This window comes from Xanthomonas fragariae (assembly GCF_017603965.1).
In the GTDB taxonomy this organism is placed as follows: Bacteria; Pseudomonadota; Gammaproteobacteria; order Xanthomonadales; family Xanthomonadaceae; genus Xanthomonas; species Xanthomonas fragariae_A.
This window is the reverse complement of sequence record NZ_CP071955.1, coordinates 3,583,165-3,601,501: the sequence shown is the minus strand read 5'-3', so window position 1 is coordinate 3,601,501 and position 18,337 is coordinate 3,583,165. Positions and strand designations below refer to the sequence as shown.

The 18,337-nt window shown below is 63.4% G+C and carries 16 protein-coding genes and 2 other RNA genes; 9 read left to right on the top strand and 9 right to left on the bottom strand.

Translation table 11 applies throughout. The features are described 5' to 3' along the window. The first annotated feature begins 142 nt into the window (after positions 1-142). Positions 143-613 carry a bacterioferritin gene (bfr, locus tag J5I97_RS17115; protein WP_208587790.1) on the top strand — a complete coding sequence of 157 codons (471 nt, stop codon included), beginning with the start codon at positions 143-145 and terminating at the stop codon, positions 611-613. Between the two features lie 124 nt (positions 614-737). Then, positions 738-812, top strand: a non-coding RNA gene (locus J5I97_RS17110) — sX9 sRNA. 4 nt (positions 813-816) lie between these two features. Here J5I97_RS17110 and J5I97_RS17105 read toward each other — a convergent pair. From J5I97_RS17105 to J5I97_RS17095, 3 genes are read right to left on the bottom strand one after another with little or no spacing between them, the layout of a single operon-like run. Further along, positions 817-3,123 (bottom strand): ATP-binding protein, encoded by a 2,307-nt coding sequence (locus J5I97_RS17105; protein WP_208587788.1) that lies wholly within the window; start codon positions 3,121-3,123, stop codon positions 817-819. Further along, the gene (locus J5I97_RS17100) at positions 3,124-5,019 is read right to left on the bottom strand and encodes an EAL domain-containing protein (protein ID WP_208587786.1); all 1,896 of its coding nucleotides are present in this window, start codon (positions 5,017-5,019) and stop codon (positions 3,124-3,126) included. Positions 5,020-5,058: 39 nt separating this feature from the next. After that, positions 5,059-5,685, bottom strand: a complete 627-nt coding sequence (locus tag J5I97_RS17095; protein WP_208587784.1) for a DUF4126 domain-containing protein — start codon at positions 5,683-5,685, stop codon at positions 5,059-5,061. 129 nt (positions 5,686-5,814) lie between these two features. Between J5I97_RS17095 and J5I97_RS17090 the strand changes: the two genes are divergently transcribed. The 5 genes from J5I97_RS17090 to ampE all read left to right on the top strand — a co-directional run bounded on the left by J5I97_RS17090 (position 5,815) and on the right by ampE (position 9,579). Continuing rightward, positions 5,815-6,555: a DUF6776 family protein gene (locus tag J5I97_RS17090; protein ID WP_345776703.1), complete on the top strand. Its 741-nt coding sequence runs from the start codon at positions 5,815-5,817 to the stop codon at positions 6,553-6,555. 3 nt (positions 6,556-6,558) lie between these two features. Continuing rightward, complete coding sequence (locus J5I97_RS17085) at positions 6,559-7,008, top strand: bactofilin family protein (RefSeq protein WP_208587781.1); 450 nt, start codon at positions 6,559-6,561, stop codon at positions 7,006-7,008. 82 nt (positions 7,009-7,090) lie between these two features. Continuing rightward, entirely contained in the window at positions 7,091-7,477 is a 387-nt protein-coding gene (gene erpA, locus J5I97_RS17080) for an iron-sulfur cluster insertion protein ErpA (RefSeq protein ID WP_208587780.1), read from the top strand. Positions 7,478-7,724: 247 nt separating this feature from the next. Next, entirely contained in the window at positions 7,725-8,615 is an 891-nt protein-coding gene (gene nudC, locus J5I97_RS17075) for an NAD(+) diphosphatase (RefSeq protein ID WP_208587779.1), read from the top strand. A gap of 73 nt (positions 8,616-8,688) precedes the next feature. Beyond that, positions 8,689-9,579: a regulatory signaling modulator protein AmpE gene (gene ampE / locus J5I97_RS17070; RefSeq protein WP_208587778.1), complete on the top strand. Its 891-nt coding sequence runs from the start codon at positions 8,689-8,691 to the stop codon at positions 9,577-9,579. Positions 9,580-9,631: 52 nt separating this feature from the next. Here the strand turns inward: ampE and J5I97_RS17065 are convergent, their stop codons facing one another. From J5I97_RS17065 to J5I97_RS17055, 3 genes are all read right to left on the bottom strand, one after another. Continuing rightward, the gene (locus J5I97_RS17065; protein ID WP_208587777.1) at positions 9,632-10,042 is read right to left on the bottom strand and encodes a DUF2752 domain-containing protein; all 411 of its coding nucleotides are present in this window, start codon (positions 10,040-10,042) and stop codon (positions 9,632-9,634) included. Continuing rightward, positions 10,042-10,386 carry a CD225/dispanin family protein gene (locus tag J5I97_RS17060; protein WP_208587776.1) on the bottom strand — a complete coding sequence of 115 codons (345 nt, stop codon included), beginning with the start codon at positions 10,384-10,386 and terminating at the stop codon, positions 10,042-10,044. Before J5I97_RS17060 ends, J5I97_RS17065 begins: the two co-directional genes overlap by 1 nt. A 249-nt stretch (positions 10,387-10,635) precedes the next feature. Beyond that, the gene (locus J5I97_RS17055) at positions 10,636-12,558 is read right to left on the bottom strand and encodes an MFS transporter (protein WP_208587774.1); all 1,923 of its coding nucleotides are present in this window, start codon (positions 12,556-12,558) and stop codon (positions 10,636-10,638) included. Between the two features lie 243 nt (positions 12,559-12,801). Here J5I97_RS17055 and J5I97_RS17050 point away from each other — a divergent pair. Both J5I97_RS17050 and J5I97_RS17045 read left to right on the top strand, forming a co-directional pair. Next, a non-coding RNA gene (locus J5I97_RS17050) (sX9 sRNA) lies at positions 12,802-12,877 on the top strand. A 186-nt stretch (positions 12,878-13,063) separates the two neighbouring features. Then, a complete protein-coding gene (locus J5I97_RS17045; protein WP_208587773.1) occupies positions 13,064-14,254 on the top strand; it encodes an MFS transporter in 1,191 nt (396 codons plus the stop codon). A gap of 117 nt (positions 14,255-14,371) precedes the next feature. On the opposite strand, the gene yccS is transcribed toward J5I97_RS17045, so the two are convergent. The 3 genes from yccS to J5I97_RS17030 all read right to left on the bottom strand — a co-directional run bounded on the left by yccS (position 14,372) and on the right by J5I97_RS17030 (position 18,247). After that, complete coding sequence (yccS, locus tag J5I97_RS17040; RefSeq protein WP_208587772.1) at positions 14,372-16,588, bottom strand: YccS family putative transporter; 2,217 nt, start codon at positions 16,586-16,588, stop codon at positions 14,372-14,374. A 217-nt stretch (positions 16,589-16,805) separates the two neighbouring features. After that, positions 16,806-17,387, bottom strand: a complete 582-nt coding sequence (locus tag J5I97_RS17035) for a DUF4276 family protein (RefSeq protein ID WP_208587771.1) — start codon at positions 17,385-17,387, stop codon at positions 16,806-16,808. Beyond that, entirely contained in the window at positions 17,384-18,247 is an 864-nt protein-coding gene (locus tag J5I97_RS17030; RefSeq protein WP_244241847.1) for an AAA family ATPase, read from the bottom strand. Before J5I97_RS17030 ends, J5I97_RS17035 begins: the two co-directional genes overlap by 4 nt. Between the last annotated feature and the right edge of the window lie 90 nt (positions 18,248-18,337).

Genomic DNA, 18,337 nt, shown 5'->3' with positions numbered 1-18,337 from the left:
AGCGTTTTGTCCTTGCTGCCGACCGTATGGCGGCTTGTCTTGTGGTCGGCCATGCGTCCCGCAACTGATCACGATTCGCGTTCCTTCATGTGCCGCGTCATCGCGTTAGAGTGCGCTCGGCTCACTGTCTAGGAGACATCGCATGAAGGGCGATACCAAAGTCATCGAGCACCTCAACAAGGTGCTCTACAACGAACTTACCGCGATTAACCAGTACTTCCTGCACGCCAAAATGCTCAAGAACTGGGGCCTGAAGGAATTGGCCGAGCATGAGTACAAGGAATCCATCGACGAGATGAAGCATGCGGACAAGTTGTCCGACCGCATCCTGTTCCTCGAGGGACTTCCCAATTTTCAGGTGCTGGGCAAGCTGCGCATCGGCGAGAACCCGACCGAAATGTTCCGCTGCGATCTGACCCTGGAGCGCGAGGCGGTGGGGGTGCTGCGCGAGGCGGTGGTGTATGCGGAGTCGGTCAAGGACTACGTGAGCCGGCAGTTGCTGGTGGACATTCTGGAATCGGAAGAAGAGCACATCGACTGGCTGGAAACCCAGCTGGATCTGGTGGCGCGGATTGGCGAGCCGAATTATTTGCTGACGAAGTTGGATGATTGAGTGCGGCTGACGCACTGTTGCGTTGCTTTGCTGCGTCAGGTGTGGTCCTTGCTGGTATCGCTGCCCAGCACAGATAACGACTGCGCTCACCGCCAGGCGGGCGCGGCCGATGCTCGGAATCGGCATGTACCACGCTACACTCCGGTTCCTCCGCGGCGGCTGCGCCCGCCTGACGACTGCTCGCTACGTTTTGTTAGCCGCTCTTAGCTAGCAGCGCGGGTTGCGGACTGCAGGCGGGCAATCTGGTCTAGCAGTGCCAAGCGAGCGCGGGCGTATTCGGAGACGACCAGTGCGACCATGACCGAGGGGCGTTCGATGGTACCGGTGCGGGCGGCTAGTTCAATGCGTCGTGCCGCGTTGGACACCGCCTGGGCGCCGACGTTGGCGCTGGACGAGGTGAGGGTGTGGGCCAGATCGCGTAGCTGCATGCTGTCGCGATTGGCTGCGGCCGCTTCCAGCCGTTCGATGATGAGCGGCGCGTCTTCGAGGAACAGCTGGAGGATGGTGAAGGTGTCTGCGCCCGCTACTTCGTACAGCTCATCGATGACGCTGTTGTCCAGGATCGGCAGTGCGCGTGCCTGCGCCGCAGCGCTTGCGCTCTCTGGATTCATCGCGACTGGGCCGCGGCTGGCCAGTCCGGGCAGCGCTTGCTGACGCGGCAGCCAGCGCTGCAGGCAGGCATTGAGTTGTTCGCGTGCCACCGGCTTGGACAAATAGTCGTCCATGCCGGCGGCCAGACAGCGTTCGCGGTCGCCAGCCATGGCGTTGGCGGTCATCGCCACGATCGGTACCGGGCGGCGGCCGCTTTCGGTTTCCATGGCGCGCCAGCATCGGGTGGCGGCATAGCCATCCAGCACCGGCATCTGGCAATCCATGAACACCATGTCGTAGCGGGTGGATGCCATGCCGCTCAGCGCGGCTTCGCCGTCGGTGGCGGTGTCGGCTTCGAAGCCGAGGAAGGCCAGCAACTTTTGCGCGACCAACAGGTTTACCGGGTTGTCTTCCGCCAGCAGGATGCGCACGTCGCGTGGGTTGGCCATCGGTGGCGGCAACGGGTCTGGGATCGCTTCCGAATCCAGCGCGGCTGCATGGGCCGGCTTGGGATCGGGCGGCAGCACCAACGCGCGCAGCGTCTCGTCCGGGCTCTGGCGCGGCACCAAGGTGGCGTTGTCCTGCAGTTCGGCAGGGACCGGCTCTTCGCCGTACAGCCAGATCAGCCGCGAGCCGCTGAGGTCTTCCGGGCGGGCTAACGCGCGATGCACGGCGCGCGCGCTGTAGCGCAGCGTGTCGTGGTCGGCGATGACGCAGCGGAAGCCTTCGGTGTCGCTGTGGCGACGTACGCGTTCGAGCGCTTCCTGGGTGGTTTCCATCAGCACATGCGACACGCCCCAGCTATCGAGTAAGCGCTTGAGGCGTTGCGACAGGCGAGCATCCGAACTGATCACCATGACCCGTCCCGCGTCGGTGCCGGTGTTCTGCTTCAGGTCGCCGATGACTTTGAGCAGCGGGATTTCGAACCAGAAGGTGGCGCCGCGCCCAGGTTCGGATTCCACGCCGATGCGGCCGCCCATCAGGTCGATGATGCGCTTGCAGATCGCCAGCCCCAGCCCGGTGCCGCCGTACAGGCGCGTGGTCGATGCGTCGGCTTGCGCAAAGGAGCGGAACAGGCGGGCCTGCTGATCCGGGGCGATGCCGATGCCGGTGTCGCGCACCTGGAAGCGCAGCAGATGCTGGGCGCGTGTTTCGCCCAGGCGGCGCAGTAGGATATCCACGCTGCCACGCTCGGTGAACTTGATCGCGTTGCCGATCAGGTTGCCCAGTACCTGGCGCAGGCGGATCGGATCGCCGCGCACCAGCAGACGCACCGACTGCTCGATGTCCAGGCTCAGGCGCAGCTGGCGACCTTCGGCGGTGCGTTGCAGCAGCTGCACGACGCCGTCGAGCAGTTCGCGCAGGTTGAAGGTGGTGATCTCCAGTTCCAGCTTGTTGGCTTCGAGCTTGGAGTAGTCGAGGATGTCGTCGACGATGCGCAGCAACTGCAGCGAGCTGCCAGTGGCGGTCTGTAGCATGTCGCGCTGGTCCACACTGAGCTGGCCACTGGAGATCAGCTCCAGCATCGGAACGATGCCGTTGAGCGGTGTGCGGATCTCATGACTCATGGTGGCCAGGAACTCGCCTTTGGCCAGCGTGGCGGCTTCGGCGGCCTGCTTGGCGCGCAGTAATTCTTGCTCGAGTTCACTGTGGCGTTGCAATTCCTGCTGCAGTCGCTCGCGGGCGAGGTCGACTTCTTCCAGGCGCTGCGAGAGCGCCTGCTGTGCGCGCAGGGCACGATTGGCGGCGATGGCGGCGCACAGGCCGAACACTACTGCGAGCGTCGCCGAAACTGCGGTCACCGCCAGCCATGGGCCCTGCAGTGCGGACCATTGCAAGCCTGCGCCCAGCGCTGCCACCAGGGCGGCCAGGGTAGCTAAAATGCTCCAGGCGCGAAGGCCTCCTGCACGCGCTGTCACTCAGAGCACCGCATTCGTGAAGTCGAAGTCCAGTTCCTTGCCGACCGTCTGCACAAGGTTGCCCTGGATGAAATCCACACCGCTGATCCACATCGCGGCAGCTGCCTGCGGATCTTCGATGCGTTGGCCGATGATCAGCAGACCGCGCTGGTGGGCGATGTCGATCACGCTGCGCAATTGATCGCGCACCGCGGTATTGCCGTGGGAATCGGCGAAGCGGTTGGCCATGCGTACGAAGCTGAGCGGCAATTGGCTCAGCAGCGCGTTGGCTTCGTCGCCGGGTTCGAACTGGCTGAGGCAGAATTGCACGCCGGCCGGCATCAACTTGGCGCAGAACTGCTGCACGGTGACGGTGTGGATCAGTGCATCGTCCAAGCGCAGGTCGACGATCAGCGATTGCCCGGCCACGCCGCGTTCGACCAGTTCCTTGAGCAGCCAATCAGCGAAAGCCTCGCGTGCCAGCGTGCGCGGCGATTGCGAGACGAACAGGCGCAGCGGCGGGCTGGCGTGCTGGTACAGATGCAGCAAGCCGACTGCGTGGTCCATGACCTGTTGGTCCAGATCGGCGATGCGCCCGGCCGCTTCGGCAGCGGGAATGACTTGGCCGGCCGACAGTAGCGTGCCGTCGGCCTGGCGCAGCCGCAGTAGCACTTGGTACTGCGCGGTGTCGCTGCCGGTCACGGCCACGATCGGTTGGTAGGCCAATTCGAGCTGGCCTTCGACCAGGCGCAGTTGCTCCTGTTGTTCGGCCTGGCTGGGTGCCAGATAGGCCTGTACGCCATCGCTGCGTAAGCGTGCCTGCAAGGCGGTGCGTTCGACTGCTTCCAGCGCGCTGCCGGTGTCGTCGAAGCCAAAACCTAAAGGCGCCACACCGATCGCGCAGCGCACGTGCACAGATTCATCTTCGCGTACCGGGAAGGCGTTGGCCGAGAGCCGCTGCCTGATCTCCAGCGCGTGCTTTTCCAGGCTGGCTTCGGGCATGCCCACCGCCAGCAACAGGAAGCTGTTGTCGTTTAAACGCGCCAACGGATACGGATGCGCGGCACTGGCCAAGCGATGGCCGGCCTGGGTCATCAGGCGCTCGTAGGCGGCGTAGCCGTAGCGCTCACGCAGGCCGAGCGCGCTGGCGATCTCGATAAAAAATAGGCCGCCGGACTGCTTGCGCTCCAGCGCATCGGCGAGCAACTCCATCACGTGGCCTCGCGTGGGCAGCCCGGTTTCCGGATTGCTGCGCACGCTGATCTGTTGGCCGGCCTGCTGCAGTGCCTGCCGGCGCGCGCGACGGATGCGGTTGGACACCGCGGCGATTAAGTGGCGTGGGCGGATCGGTTTGGTCAGGAAATCGTCGGCGCCGCTGTCGAGCACTTCGAACTGGCGCTCCGGGTCCGGGTCGCCGGTCAGGAACACGATCGGCAGCAACTGCTGGCTTGGTTGCTGACGGATCAAGGTGGTCAGGCGGATGCCATCCAGCTCGGGCATATGCAGGTCCATCAGGATCAGATCCGGACGATAGTCCTGAATCGCCTGCGGCACGCTGGCAGCGGTCATTTCGACCTGCGCATGCATGCCGGCGCCATGCAGCACGCTCTGTGCGAACAACGCCTGCGAGCGGTCGTCCTCGACGATCAATACGCGATACGGCGCATCGGCCGGTACGTTGCCGTCGCGTGTGACTGCTAGCGCCACTGACGCCGGCGCGGTTTGTGCTGCCGGTCCGGACACAGCCGCAACCGCAGGAATGATTGCTGCGCTCACCGGCGCGACGCTGTCGGCCGCTGCAGCCTCGTCGGCCCAGCGGCGCCAGTGGTCGGCCGGCGGGGTCTCGGCGCGCAGTGGGCGATTACGCGTGGCGGTATCGTCACGGGTGGTGAAAGGAACCGGATCTCGGGCGGCCATCGATACTCCCTAAAGTCGCGGTGATTATGCGATGAACCATCACGATAGCGGGGAGCGGCGTGTAGCAGTTGTGGTGGCAACACGCATTGGCGCGACCAGCCGATGCATGCCCCGCCACAGCAACCGCCAGACCCACCACACCACCAGCGTGGCGAGCACACTGGATCCCACCGCCAAGCTTAGCGCCAGCCACGGGTGCGCCAGTGCCATTGCCAATGCGGTGGTTGCGATGGTGTCCTCGGCCAGCGAGGCGATCCAGTTGCTGGCCGGTTCCGGCGAGGTATTGAGCAGCGCGCGGGTGCTAGCTTTGAGCGTGTGGCTGGTCAGTGCCACGCCTGCGCCTGCGGCCAGCGCGCCGGTGCCCAGATTGCCATCGGGCGACAGCGTGGCTGCGGCCAGGAATGCGCCTGCCGGCACGCGGGCCAGCGTCTGCACCAAGTCCCAGCCCGAATCCACACCGGGGATCTTGTCGGCGAAGAATTCGGCCACCGCCAGCGCGCCCGAGGCGCCAAGTACCCACCACGATTGCGCCGGATGCAGGGCGGGCGGCAGCTCGATCCAGCCGAGCAGGCCGGCCAGGCCGACGCCGAACACGGTGAGGTAGACACGGATGCCGGCCAGCCAGGCCAGCAGGATGCCGATCACGAACAGATGGGCTTCGCTCATAGCATCGTTCTCTGCAAACAATTGTGGAACTATCGGATAACCGCCGGTCCAGCGCCAGCGCGGCCGCCGTCGAGGCTCTGGCACACTACGCCGCCCATGACTGCGCCGGCCCGTCCGGACCCGATGCCCATGCGACCAGCCGCACGCATTCAGATCGTTCACCGTGATTCGGGCGGTGGCCGCTCCAGCCGCCGCTGGGTGTGGGTGGTGGTGATCGTCATCGTGTGGCTGGCATCGCTGGGTGGGGCGTGGTGGCTGGCTACGCGTACCGCCGCGCCGCGTTTGGTCGAGGCCGAGTCGGTGCTGCAGCAGGCGCAGCGTCGCCAGGCCCGGCAGCGGCGGCAGATCGAGCAGTTGCAGCAGCGGCAGGTCAATCTGGCGATGTCCGACAAGATCAGCCGCGCCGCCAATACCGAGGTGCAGGCCTCGCTGGCCGAGCGCGACGAACAGATCGCCGCGCTGCGCGCCGATGTGGCCTTTTACGAGCGGCTGGTGGGCTCCACTGCGCAGCGCAAAGGGCTCAACGCGCACTCGGTCCAGTTCACCGCCGAAGCTGGCGGCACCTGGAATTACAGCGTGGTGCTGACCCAGAACCTCAATCGTGGCGCGATCAGCCAGGGCCAGCTGCGCTTTGCGGTGGAAGGCGTACGCGCCGGCAAGCTGGTCACGGTGAGCTGGAACGAGCTGCATCAGAAACCGGACGCCGCTGGGCAGCCGTATTCGTTTCGCTATTTCCAGCAATTGGAAGGCAGCGTGATCCTGCCGAAAGATTTCACCCCGCAACGTGTCAAAATTTCCCTCAGCGGCGATGGGGCGCCGGTCAATCAGACATTCGATTGGAACATCGCCGGCAATGGCGCGGGGGAGTAGCTCATGTTCGGAAATAAGTCCAACCGTGGTGCGCAGACCATGGTCGATACCTTGATCGGGCCGCAGGTGGTCATTTGCGGCGACCTGATGTTCAGTGGCGGTCTGTATGTGGAAGGCCGCATCCTGGGCAAGGTCATTGCCGAAGACGGCGCCAGCGCCACCTTGACGGTGGCCGAGCAGGGCAGCATCGAGGGTGAGGTGCGTGCGCCGGTGGTGATCATCAATGGCCAGCTGACTGGCGACGTACACGCTGCCGAGCGGGTCGAACTGGCCGCCAACGCGCGTGTGCAGGGCAATGTGCATTACCAAGTGGTGGAGATGAGCGCCGGTGCGCAGCTCACCGGACACCTGATCCACGCCGCCACCGCAGGCGCGACCGCTGCGTTGCCGGCGCCGGACGCCAGTGGCGCAGAGCCGTTCAAGGCCTTGCAGGCCAAAATTGCCGACGCCTGAGCGTGCGGGTGCGGCTGAAGCCTGGCTCCGGCATTGCTCGAATCGGCTTGAAGTGTGGCCCCCCGGCCCCCATGCTGACGTCATGAGTACGCTCGTTTCGCTTCCAACCGCCGCTCCGGCACCGGACTACCAGTCCATCGACCGGCCGCTGAACTTTTCCGTGGCCGCCGCAGCCAAGGTGCGCGAGCTGATCAAGGAAGAGGGAAATGCCGATCTGGCGTTGCGTGTGTATATCCAGGGGGGCGGCTGTTCCGGCTTCCAGTACGGCTTCGAGTTCGACGAGAACCGCGCCGAGGATGACCTGGCCGTGGCCACCGATGGCGTGACGCTGCTCGTCGATCCGCTGAGCCTGCAATACCTGATGGGCGCCGAGGTGGATTACACCGAAAGCCTGACCGGTGCGCAGTTCGTTATCCGCAATCCCAATGCAAAGACCACGTGCGGGTGCGGCAGCAGCTTCAGCGTCTGATCACGCGATGCTGGCGCCACAGCATCCGTGTCCGAGCTGAAGATGACGGCGGGGCGACGTCGTTGCTCGAATGCTGCAACAACTGCGCGCTGCCTCGCAATCCGGGCAGCCCGCGGCTTAATGTGACCACGCGGTGATCGACCGGCCTGCGCTGGTAGCCCCCACGTCTGAACATGCGCCGGTAGCGAGGCCGTCAGACTGGAGGCGACGGTTGCAGGCGATGCCGATTATCGGCAGGCTTGCGCCGATGTCAGAGTCTCTTTTTTCTTCCTCCGATTTTGCCTTCACTCACGCGCCGCTCGACCGTGGCGATTTGCTGCGTGACGATCCCGATGCATTGGCGCGTCTGTGGCAGCAGGGCCGGGTGCTGTTGCTCGACGCCAAGGGCGCGGCGCTAGCCGATGCCGATGGCCAACCCTTGTTGATGGACAGCGCCGTGCTCGGCGCCGGGTCGGACGCGGCGATCTTTCTCGGTCTGCGCAACGACGTCGGTTGGTTCTGTCTGCCGGCCGATATTGTCGGTGTGCAGGCACCGCAGCGCATCGATCTGCGTCAGGTCGCGGCCGATTGCCCGGCCGACATCGCCACAGCGTTTGCCTACGCACGTGCGATGTTGCACTGGCAGTCGCGCACGCGCTTTTGTGGTGTCTGCGGCGGGGCGATCGCGTTCCGGCGGGCCGGCTTTATCGCACAGTGCACGCAGTGCCAGACCGAGCATTACCCGCGCGTGGATCCGGCAATCATCGTGGCGGTCAGCGATGGCGAGCGCCTGCTGCTTGGCCGTCAGGCAAGGTGGTCGCCGGGCCGCTATTCGGTGATTGCCGGCTTTGTCGAACCCGGTGAGTCGCTGGAGCAGGCCGTGGCACGCGAGGTCTTCGAAGAAACCCGCGTGCATGTGCAGGACTGTCGCTATCAGGGCGCGCAGCCGTGGCCGTTCCCAGGCGCGCTGATGCTCGGCTTCAGCGCGCGCGCCGCAGCTGCCGAGGTGCCACAGGTCACCGGTGAGTTGGAAGACGCGCGCTGGGTCAGCCATGCCGAGGTGACCGCCGCATTGGCTGGCGAAGGCGACATCGGGTTGCCGCCGCGCATTTCCATTGCGTGCGCGTTGATCGAGCACTGGCATCGTTCACATGGCTGAGCTTGGCAGGCCGGCGCGGCGCGGCGGGTGTGCTTGCGTTCGCTCGGCTAGACTTGGCTGAGGAGGCCTAACCATGTTCACGACCCTGGTCGCTGTCGTCGTCGCACTTTCGCTAGGCCATCTGGCGCCGGCTCAGGTGGCCAGACTGCGGAATTTCGCATGGTTCGGCCAATGGCTGCGTTGGCTGGACAGTCATGCGGCCGGGCGTGGGGCGTGGCAGGGCCGTTATGGCGTGTTGCTGGCGTTGTTGCCGGCCTTGTTGGTTGCCCCGCTGCAGTGGCTGCTGGACGATCTTTTGCATGGCTTTGTAGCCTTGCTGTTCGGCGTGGCGGTGCTGGCCTGGACCTGGGGCCCGCGCGATCTGGATCGCGATGTGGAAGCGGCGATCGATGCCGACGAGCCGGGCGCGCGTCGCGATGCGATTGCGCACTTGCAGGCGGCCGGCGGCAGCGTGCACGAAGATGCACCCTCGCTGGTGGAAGCGGTGGTAGTCAACGGCCTTCGGCGCTGGTTCGCGGTGCTGTGGTGGTTTGTGCTGCTGGGGCCGTTCGGTGCTGTGCTGTACAGACTCACGGCGTTGGCGGTGGAGAGTCCGCTGTCGGTCTTGCTGCCGCCGCGCAATCTGGCCGGTGCGCGCTGGCTGCTGGCCGTGCTGGAATGGCCGGTGGCGCAGTTGATGACGGTGTCGATGGCACTGGCGGGCAATTTCGATACGGTGTTCCGCGCCTGGCGCGAGGCGCACGGCAACCGCTGGTCGTTGGAGCCGCATTTTCTTGGTGCGGTGGCGCGTGCCAGCGTCAGTGCCGAGCTGCGCGAGCAAGCGCATGACTACACCGATTCGGGTCTGGTACCGGTCTGGCGCCGTCTACCGGAAGTGCGCGATGCGATGAGCCTGGTCTGGCGCGTGCTGCTGCTGTGGATGGTGGTGCTGGCGCTGTTGGTGATTGCCGGGTGGGTGCGGTAGCGCTGGGTGCCGCTGCGCCTGGGAACTCACCCATCAAGCGGCTGTTCGCGCGCTAACCCGGCGCCAGCAGAGTGAACGGAAACCACGGTAAATTTCTGGCAACCCAATACATTGGCAACGCCCACGACCAGAACTTCGGCTCGGACATCACCGCGACCACCGGAGCGAACCAGCACGCGCGCCATCCGGCTTTCCAGGCGATCAGGCCGGGCAGAGTGAACAGGCCGAGCACGGCGGCGGGGTTCATCGCGAAGGCGCCGGGCAGATCGAAATGCACCAGCGCATACAGCGCGCGGGTCATGCCGCAACCGGGGCAGTAGCAGCCGGTGACGGCGCGGAATACGCACGGCGGGAACGGGCTGTTGCTCGCATTCGGATCGAAGCGATACAGCAATGTCACGCCAAAGGCGGCCATGCTGGTGGCCGCCCCCAGTCCAAGCCAATGGTGGGGACGCAGGTGCATTACTGCATGTGCTGCAGCTGCTGCATGTAATCCATGTAGCCGTGCATGCCGCCGGTGGCGACGATACCGATATTGATCAGCAGGCCGATCACGGCCAGCACGCTGGTCACGATGCACCAGGTCTTGGCGGTGTTGGAGGCGCGACGCGCGCCGTCGATGTCGCCCTGGTTGAGCAGGCCGTTGACCTTGCTGGAGAACACGATCGCCACGATGCCGGTGATCAGGGTCGGGCAGCACAGGCAGAAGCCGAGCACGGTGGAGACGATCGCCCAGATCAGGTGGTTCGGCACCGGGCCTGGCGCGGCGCTGGACGAAGGATGGATCGGCGGTGGGATGTCACTCATGGTGGAGTTCCTTGGGTGGTGTACGACAGCGAACTGATGCGTGAGTGAGAGGAGTACCGATGGTGTGGCGCAGCAAATGAGCGACGGTCGCCGATCCTGGGTGACGCCTCAGGCGCGATGATGTTGAGCACACGACTTTCTCCCCGTTACGACCGGCTGCGTCCGCTTGGCGAGCGCGGCGGCAAACCGTGCAATGGCACACAGGCTACGCGCAGCGCGCGATGGAGGCAAAGCCTGCGCCCGTTCGGCTCATGATTGATAACGACGCAGTGCACGCACCTGCTGTTCGAGCAGCGCGGCAGTGGCCTGATTGCCGGGAACCGCTGCACCTGCAACGATTTCGATCTGCGCGCGCATCCGACGCGGCACGCGCATGCGGCCCAGACGCGTATCGCGGTGGCTCCACATGCTCGACCACATGCCGCGCAGTGCCATCGGGATCACCGATACCTGGCGGCGTTCTAGGATCTTTTCCACGCCCGATTTGAACGGCGCGATCTCGCCATCCTTGGTCAGCGCGCCTTCGGGGAAAATGCACACCAGCTCACCGTTGGCCAGTGCGGCATCGATACGATCGAAGGCCTGTTGCATCAGCGCCGGGTCTTCGCGCGCGCCCGCGATCGGAATGGCTTTAGCGGTGCGGAAGATCCAGCGCATTGCCGGGATGCGGAAGATCTTGTAGTACATGACAAAGCGCACCGGGCGCGGAATCACCGCCGACAGAATCAGCGCGTCCATATAGCTGACGTGGTTGCAGACCAGGAGTGCGGCGCCTTCGTCCGGCACATGGCGATCAATGTCGCGCGCGCTCAGCCGATACAAGGCGCTCACCAGCACCCAGCTGAGAAAGCGCATCAGGAACTCGGGCACCAGGGTGAAGATCCACAGCGCCACCAATGTATTGGCCAGCGCCAAGGCCAGAAACACCTGCGGAATGCTCAGGTCCGGCAACGGAATGCGCACACCGAACAGCACCGCCTGCGGCAATTGCAACGCGATGCCGATGATTGCTGCGGACACGATGAACAACGCGTTCTGGATGTTGAGCCCGGCGATCACCCGCGAGAGTTCTGCCTTGGGCGTGCGGCTTTGGATCAGCGCAAACAGCGGCACCACAAACAAGCCGGTGAACAGGCCGATGCCGATCAGATCCACGATCAAGCGCACGCTGCCTGGCTGATGCACGAACTGGCTGATCGACAGATTGCCAACGGGCGCGGCACCAGACCTTGCGAAATACAGATCCAGCAGGAACGCACTGATGCCGAACGCGCCCAGCGGCACCAGACCGATTTCCACGGTGCGACCAGACAGCCGTTCGCACAGCAGCGAGCCGACGCCGGTGCCGATGGAGAACAGCGCCAGCGCGAACACGTACAGATCCTGCCGGCCGCCCAGGTTGAGCTGCGCATAGGTGGGCAACTGCGCGGTCAGTACGGTGCCGACGAACCAGAACCACGACACCCCGAGCACTGCGTTGCGCACCGCTGGCGTGCGCCGGGTCAGGCGCATGATCGCGCGCGATTCGGGGAGGGGGTTCCAGTTGATCTTCAGGTCCGGCGCGCCGGCATCGACCCTGGGCACCAGCCGCGCCACCAGGTTGCCGGTGACGGCGATAGCGATCACCGCAGTGGCCGCGGCGACCGGGCCATGGTTGCCGGCGATCTGGAAGATCAGCCCGCCGAAAATCATGCCGCACAGGATCGAGATCGAGGTGCCCATCTCGACCAGGCCATTGCCGCCGGTGAGCTCTTCCGGTTTGAGCACCGAAGGCAGGATCGAATACTTCACCGGCCCGAACAGCGTGGACTGAAGGCCGGTGCAGAACAGCGCGATCAGCAGAACCACCATGCTCTCGGTGAGAAAGCCCACCGCGGCCAGCGCCATGATGGCGATCTCCATAGTGGTGGTGATCACGATGAGTTTCTGCTTTTCCAGTTTTTCGGCGATCTGTCCGGCCAGTGCGGAAAACAGGAAGTACGGCAGGATGAACAGTGCCGGCGCCAGGTTGGTGTATAGCATGCGCTGCCCCGCATCGATGCCTAAGTAGAACAACAAGCCGATGATGGCCTGCCGATAGACGTTGTCGTTGAACGCGCCCAACGCCTGTACAGCGAAGAACGGCAAGAAGCGGCGCTGCCTGAGCAGGGCGAACTGACTGTGATCGGACATGCAGTTTCCTTTGCGAACGCGCGCAGCCTAGCAGGCTTCCACGGCGCACTCGTGGATGGCCGATTCGCTCAGCGCGCAACGCGTGCCGACGGCGCACGTTGCGCGGCCTGGATCCGCAGCAGCGCCACGAAGGCGCGCGCGACCCGGAATGGGGTCGGGCCGCCACACCGCGTAAATATAAGAGCGGCTAACAAAACGACTACGCTCACCGCCAGGCGGGCGCGGCCGGTGCTCGGAATCGGCATGTACCACACGTACACTCCGGTTGCTCCGCGCCGTCCGCACCCATCTGACGACTGCTCGCTACGTTTCGTTAGCCGCTCTTAGTCAACGTTGCAGCGGCCTGCGGCGGCGGTAAAGTCGCCTTCTTCGACCACGGTGACGGCAGATTCCAATTGGCCCAAACATGCGATCCCAAAACGCGATGGAGGCAGTGAAAACGCTAGATTGGAAAGATGTTTCTGGGCCGCCCACATTGCGCCCATCCCTTCACCAAGCACATGCCATGACTATCGAGTCGACTTCCCACCCACCCCTGCCGCGCGGCCTGGTGCTGCTGATGGCCGCAGCCACCGGGTTGGCGGTGGCGAGCAACTATTACGCGCAGCCCTTGCTGGAAACGCTGGCGCAGGCGTTCGGGATCCAGGTGCGCAGTGCCGGGGCGGTGGTGACGGCTGCACGGCTGGCCTATGCGGTCGGACTGCTGTTGCTGGTGCCGCTGGGCGACCGACTGGAGCGTCGCGGCCTGCTCGTCGGCCTGTTTGTGCTCGGTGCGCTGGGCCTGCTGGTGAGCGCCAGTTCGCACAGCTTCGGCATGTTGCTGGTCGGCACGATTGTGACCGGGGCCAGTTCGGTGGGAGCGCAGATTCTGGTGCCGTTCGCGGCGACCTTGGCCGCGCCCAACGAACGTGGAAGGGTGATCGGCACGGTGATGAGCGGGTTGCTGCTGGGCATTTTGCTGGCGCGTACCGCCGCCGGGCTGCTGGCAGGCGTGGGCGGTTGGCATACCGTGTACTGGATCGCAGCGGGGTTGTCGTTGGTGACTGCCGTGCTGTTGTGGCGCGGGCTGCCACGGCATCCGGGCAATGCGCAGCTGGCGTACCCGCAGTTGGTGGGATCGGTGTTGACACTGCTGCGCGACGATGCGGTGCTGCGTTCGCGTTCGGTGCTGGGTGGGCTGATTTTTGCCGGTTTCAGCATGTTCTGGACCACGCTGGCATTTCTGTTATCGGGGCCGAGTTATGGCTATGGTACGGCGGTGATCGGGCTGTTCGGCTTGATCGGTGCAGCTGGCGCGTTGGCGGCCAATCGCTCCGGCCATTGGTCCGACCACGGCCATGGCGATCGCGTCAGTTGGGGTGGGCTGCTGATGTTGCTGCTGTCGTGGGGATTGCTGGCGTTTGCGCCGCACTCGATCGTATTGCTGATCATCGGCCTGCTGCTGCTGGATATCGCGGTGCAAGGCGTGCATGTCGCCAATCAAAGCGTGATCTATCAGCGCAATCCGCACGCACGCAATCGCATCACCTCGGCTTACATCACCTGCTACTTCATCGGTGGTGCGTTGGGCTCGACCTTGAGCACTGCGGCGTATGCGCAGGCCGGCTGGAACGGTGTGGTGATCGGTGGCGCGGTGCTGGCTGTGGCGGCGTTGGGGTGGGTTGGGCTGAGTGCTGCGTGGAACCACTGGAAATAGGCGCGGCTGGCGCAACGAATACGGGCCACCGGGCAGACGCAGTTGATACCCAGCGTCGCATGGCCACATGGATGCCTCAGCTGCTGCGCGGCGTGCGCGCCTACCGATCATGATTCGCTAGGCGTTGGTTATCGCTAAACGCGCCGCGCTATCTGCCGCCGGTGCAGTGGTGACTGCCAACGCAGCGGCACGCAGCTTGGGCAATAGACGCAGCGTCAACGCCAACTGGTCGCGCACCAAGCGCTGCTTGGGCTGCAATTGAACGGCGTGTTGTTCCAGCGCTTCGGCGATGGCCACTTCTTCGGTTTCGTCGTGCATCGGCAATGGTTGGCGTTCGCGCAATGCGGTGGCGACTTCGCTCAGTGCGCGCTGCAGATACTCGCCGGCCTGCGCGATGGTGGGGTCGTGTTCGCCCTCGAGCGCGGCGCGATGCGCCCCCAGTGCGGACAGATACCCGAGCAAGGTGTTGGACAGCGCCAGGAAGCGGAAACCCGCATCCAGATTACGCCGATAGCGGCCCGGTTCCCGCAACATGTTGGACAACGCCACCGACAATGCGGCATCGGCGTTGTGCATGTCGCGACGTGCGATGCGGTAGGGCAGATCGTCGCGCATGCCGCTGGCGTATTGCTCCAGCACCTGGGTGAGATACTGCGCGCAGCTGGCCAGCACCGTTGCCATCACCTGATTGAGGCGGCGGCCTTGCCAATCGGGCAGTATCAGGAACGATGCGGCTGCAGCAATCGCGCAGCCGATCAACGTGTCGATCAGGCGCGGCCAGATAAGCACGAAGCCGTCGCCGAGCAGGTTGAAGCAGAGCAGCGCCATTACGGTGATGCCGGCGGTGGCCAGCATGTAGCGATCGGTGCGGGTGATGAAGAATACCAGCGCGGCGGCCAGCGCCAGCAGCAGCTGCACTTCCGTGCCGGGGAACAGCTGCATCAGCGCCCAGGTGACGATCAGGCCGATCAGGGTGCCGGCGATGCGCTGGACCAGTCGCAAGCGGGTGGCGCCGTAATTGGGCCGGCACACGAAGGCGGTAGTGAGCAGGATCCAGTAGCCGTTATCGGCGTGGATGAAGTGCATGATGGCGTAGCCGACCAGCAGCGCGACGGCCATGCGCAGGCCGTGCCGGAACAGCACCGAGCCAGGTGTGAGTTGTTGCACCAGACGTGCCGTCATCTCGCGCAAGGTGTGCGGCGAAGAGTCACGCAAGCGCGTGTCGATCTGGTCGCTGGTGGAATCGGATTGCGCCGCTTCCGACAGCTTGCGTTCGATGCTCTGCAGGTTGGTCACCAACAATTCCAGCGCACCGAGCAGGCGCGCGAATGCTGGATCGGCACGTGCGTGTAGATAATCCAGCGATTGGCGCAGATCTTCGGTCGCCAGGCGGCTGTGTTCGCCATAGTCGAACGGATGACGCAGGCGGATCGCCTCGCCCAATGCGGCGCATGCTTTGCCTTGCAGCGCGAGCAGACGCTGGCAGCGATACAGCACATCGCTGTGGAAGAACGCCTCGGTCAGCGCTTCATAGGGATAGTGGGAGGAGCTGGCGCGCTCGTGAAATTCCTGGGCCATGTAATACAGCCGGAAATACAGCCCCGATTGCACGCCCGGTCGACCGGAGCGGCCGAAGCGGCTCATGATCGCGGTCTTGGCGGCATTGAGCGCGCCGACGACTTTGGCGTTTTGCTCGGCCAGCGCCAGCCGGCGCGCATGCAGGTCGCTCTGCCGCACCGGTTCAAACAGATCGGCCTTGAGCTTGAGATAGTGGCCCAGCTCGAAGAACAGCCGCGACAGCCGCTCGCGCACCGGGCGATTGGCGAACAGGATGGTCCACAGGATCGACAGCACGCCGTACCAGCTGGCGCCGATCAGCAGCAGCGTCGCGCCGTGCCAGGCGATGTGCGGGTCGTGGCTGCCATGCTGGTCAATGCCGATCATGGCGTAGATCGATAAGGCCACCGTGGCCTGTGCGATTGAGGCATAGCGCTCGCCCAATGCACCGAGCAGGGTCAGTGAGAAGGTCGCCAACGCCATCCCGATCACGAACGGCAGCGGATACGGAAACAGCAGCACCACCGCAGCCGCAGCGGCGGCAAAACACAGCAAGGACAGCAGCACCGATTTGATGCGGCCCAGCCAGTTGTCGTCGGTTTCAGCAATGGCACTGGCGATCGCGCCAAGGAACAGCGCCGGTACCGCGGTGAGTTGCTGCCAGTGCCAGCACACGCCCATCGCCACCGCCAGCGCGGTGAACACACGCAGGCCATAGCTGGCCTTTTCATGGGCCCACAAGCGGCTAAGGCGGGTTTCGAAGGAAGAAGTGGCCACAGTCTCTGCAAGGCAAGCGTGTCAGGGCATTATCGCCGCAGGCACGCGTCATGGGTGTAGAGAGCGGCTAGCTCTTTGTCAGTAGCAACTACGAAACGCGCAGGGTGCTCAGGCCCTGAGTCCCTTGTCAGAACGCGACAGCCAATGTTTCACGGTGGGAACGCTTGCTTCGGGAAGTGGCGCCGGTCTTTGCCGAACCAATCCACACGCCTATTTTTCAAGTCGAAGCGGAGAGGAGTTCCGCCTCCATGCGTCTGACGCCAGAAATCAGATTGCGAAAACTGGCGGAGCGAACATTGTCCAATTGGAGATATTTCCCGATGGCGCGCGAACCATCCACCTTCTGATACTTGTTCTTTGTAATGGTTCTGAGTTCTTTGCTTGGGTTGCCGAGCTCGTCTGGCGATCTGAACTTGCGATGGTTCTGTTGAGAGGCGAGCGTGGTCATTTGGAGTGCTATACCGACTGCTGCGAGGTCGGCAAGGTAAAAAGTTTCCAGTTCCGTGCAGGCAATTCTCACCAGGCAATACTGACTGCGTCCAGAGCGTTTGCAGATTTCTAGCAATTTACTTTTCATAACTATGCAGTCAGGGTGGCTGTCGAGATCTCTGAGTACAATAAAACGGGCGCGCGGGTTTTGGTAGCCACGGATGCGGCGTTCCAGTTGTTTTTCCAGATCCTGCTTTCCTTCAAAAGCGACAAGGCGATACCGAATATCTTTCGACAAGAGGCGAGGCAGTAAATTTTCCAGCATGGCTTTAGCTGAACGCTCTTCCAGAAGAAATACCAGCTCTCTCATTTCGGGTCTACCCCATCGAAGAATCCCTGTTTCCACAGATAGCCAAGTTGATCGCCTTCTTTTACATAATTGGCAATTTGCTTGTCATCACGTGCGCGGTGAACCTCCGTGCAACCGTTTCGCTTCACCAGCCAGAATGCCTCTTCAAGCTCGGTAGCGTTCAAAAAGTCAGGGGAATGAGTGGAAACCAATACTTGCCCGCCGCGATCAGCATACATGCGAAACTCTTCCGCCAGTTCGCTCATGAGCTGCGGATATAATTGGTTCTCAGGTTCCTCGACACACAGCAACGGATGAGGATCGGGGTCATGGAGGAGTACCAGGTAGGCAAACATCTTGATCGTTCCGTCAGACACATAGCGGTCCAGGAAAGGCGTCTTAAACGAACCATCTTGAAAGCGTAGCGTGAGATAGCCATCGTCCATCAGCTTGGGCTCGACTGAGGTTACGCCGGGAACGCGTCTTGCCATAATGTCAAGGATACTGCGGAATACCACCGAATGACGTTCGTTCATGTATTGAGCGACCAGCGGCAAGTTGTCGCCGCTTTCCGAAAGATGCTCGGAGTCGCCAGTGGCTTCTTTGCGTCCTCTGGCTGCGCTGATATGAAAATCAGAAACGTGCCAGTTTTCGATCAATTGCCGAAATGCATTGGCTGCCTTGAACCGCTCGAATTGCCCTAATCCTTTGATCGCCAGTGTATCAGGGGACACTTTCTGACTTTCTCTATCCAGTTCTGAGTCGGCTTTTTTGAAGTCCTCCTCATTGGTTATCGCATAACCCTCACCTTTGGAGAAATCCAGGAAATGATAGGGGCTGCCATAGCGGCCACGTTTGTAACGCAGCAACTCTCTCTGCACTATAGGAGCGCCATTTTCTTCGCCGATCTCGATAGAGTAAGAGCGGCTAACAAAACGACTGCGCCGCCAGGCGGGCGCGGCCGGTGCTGG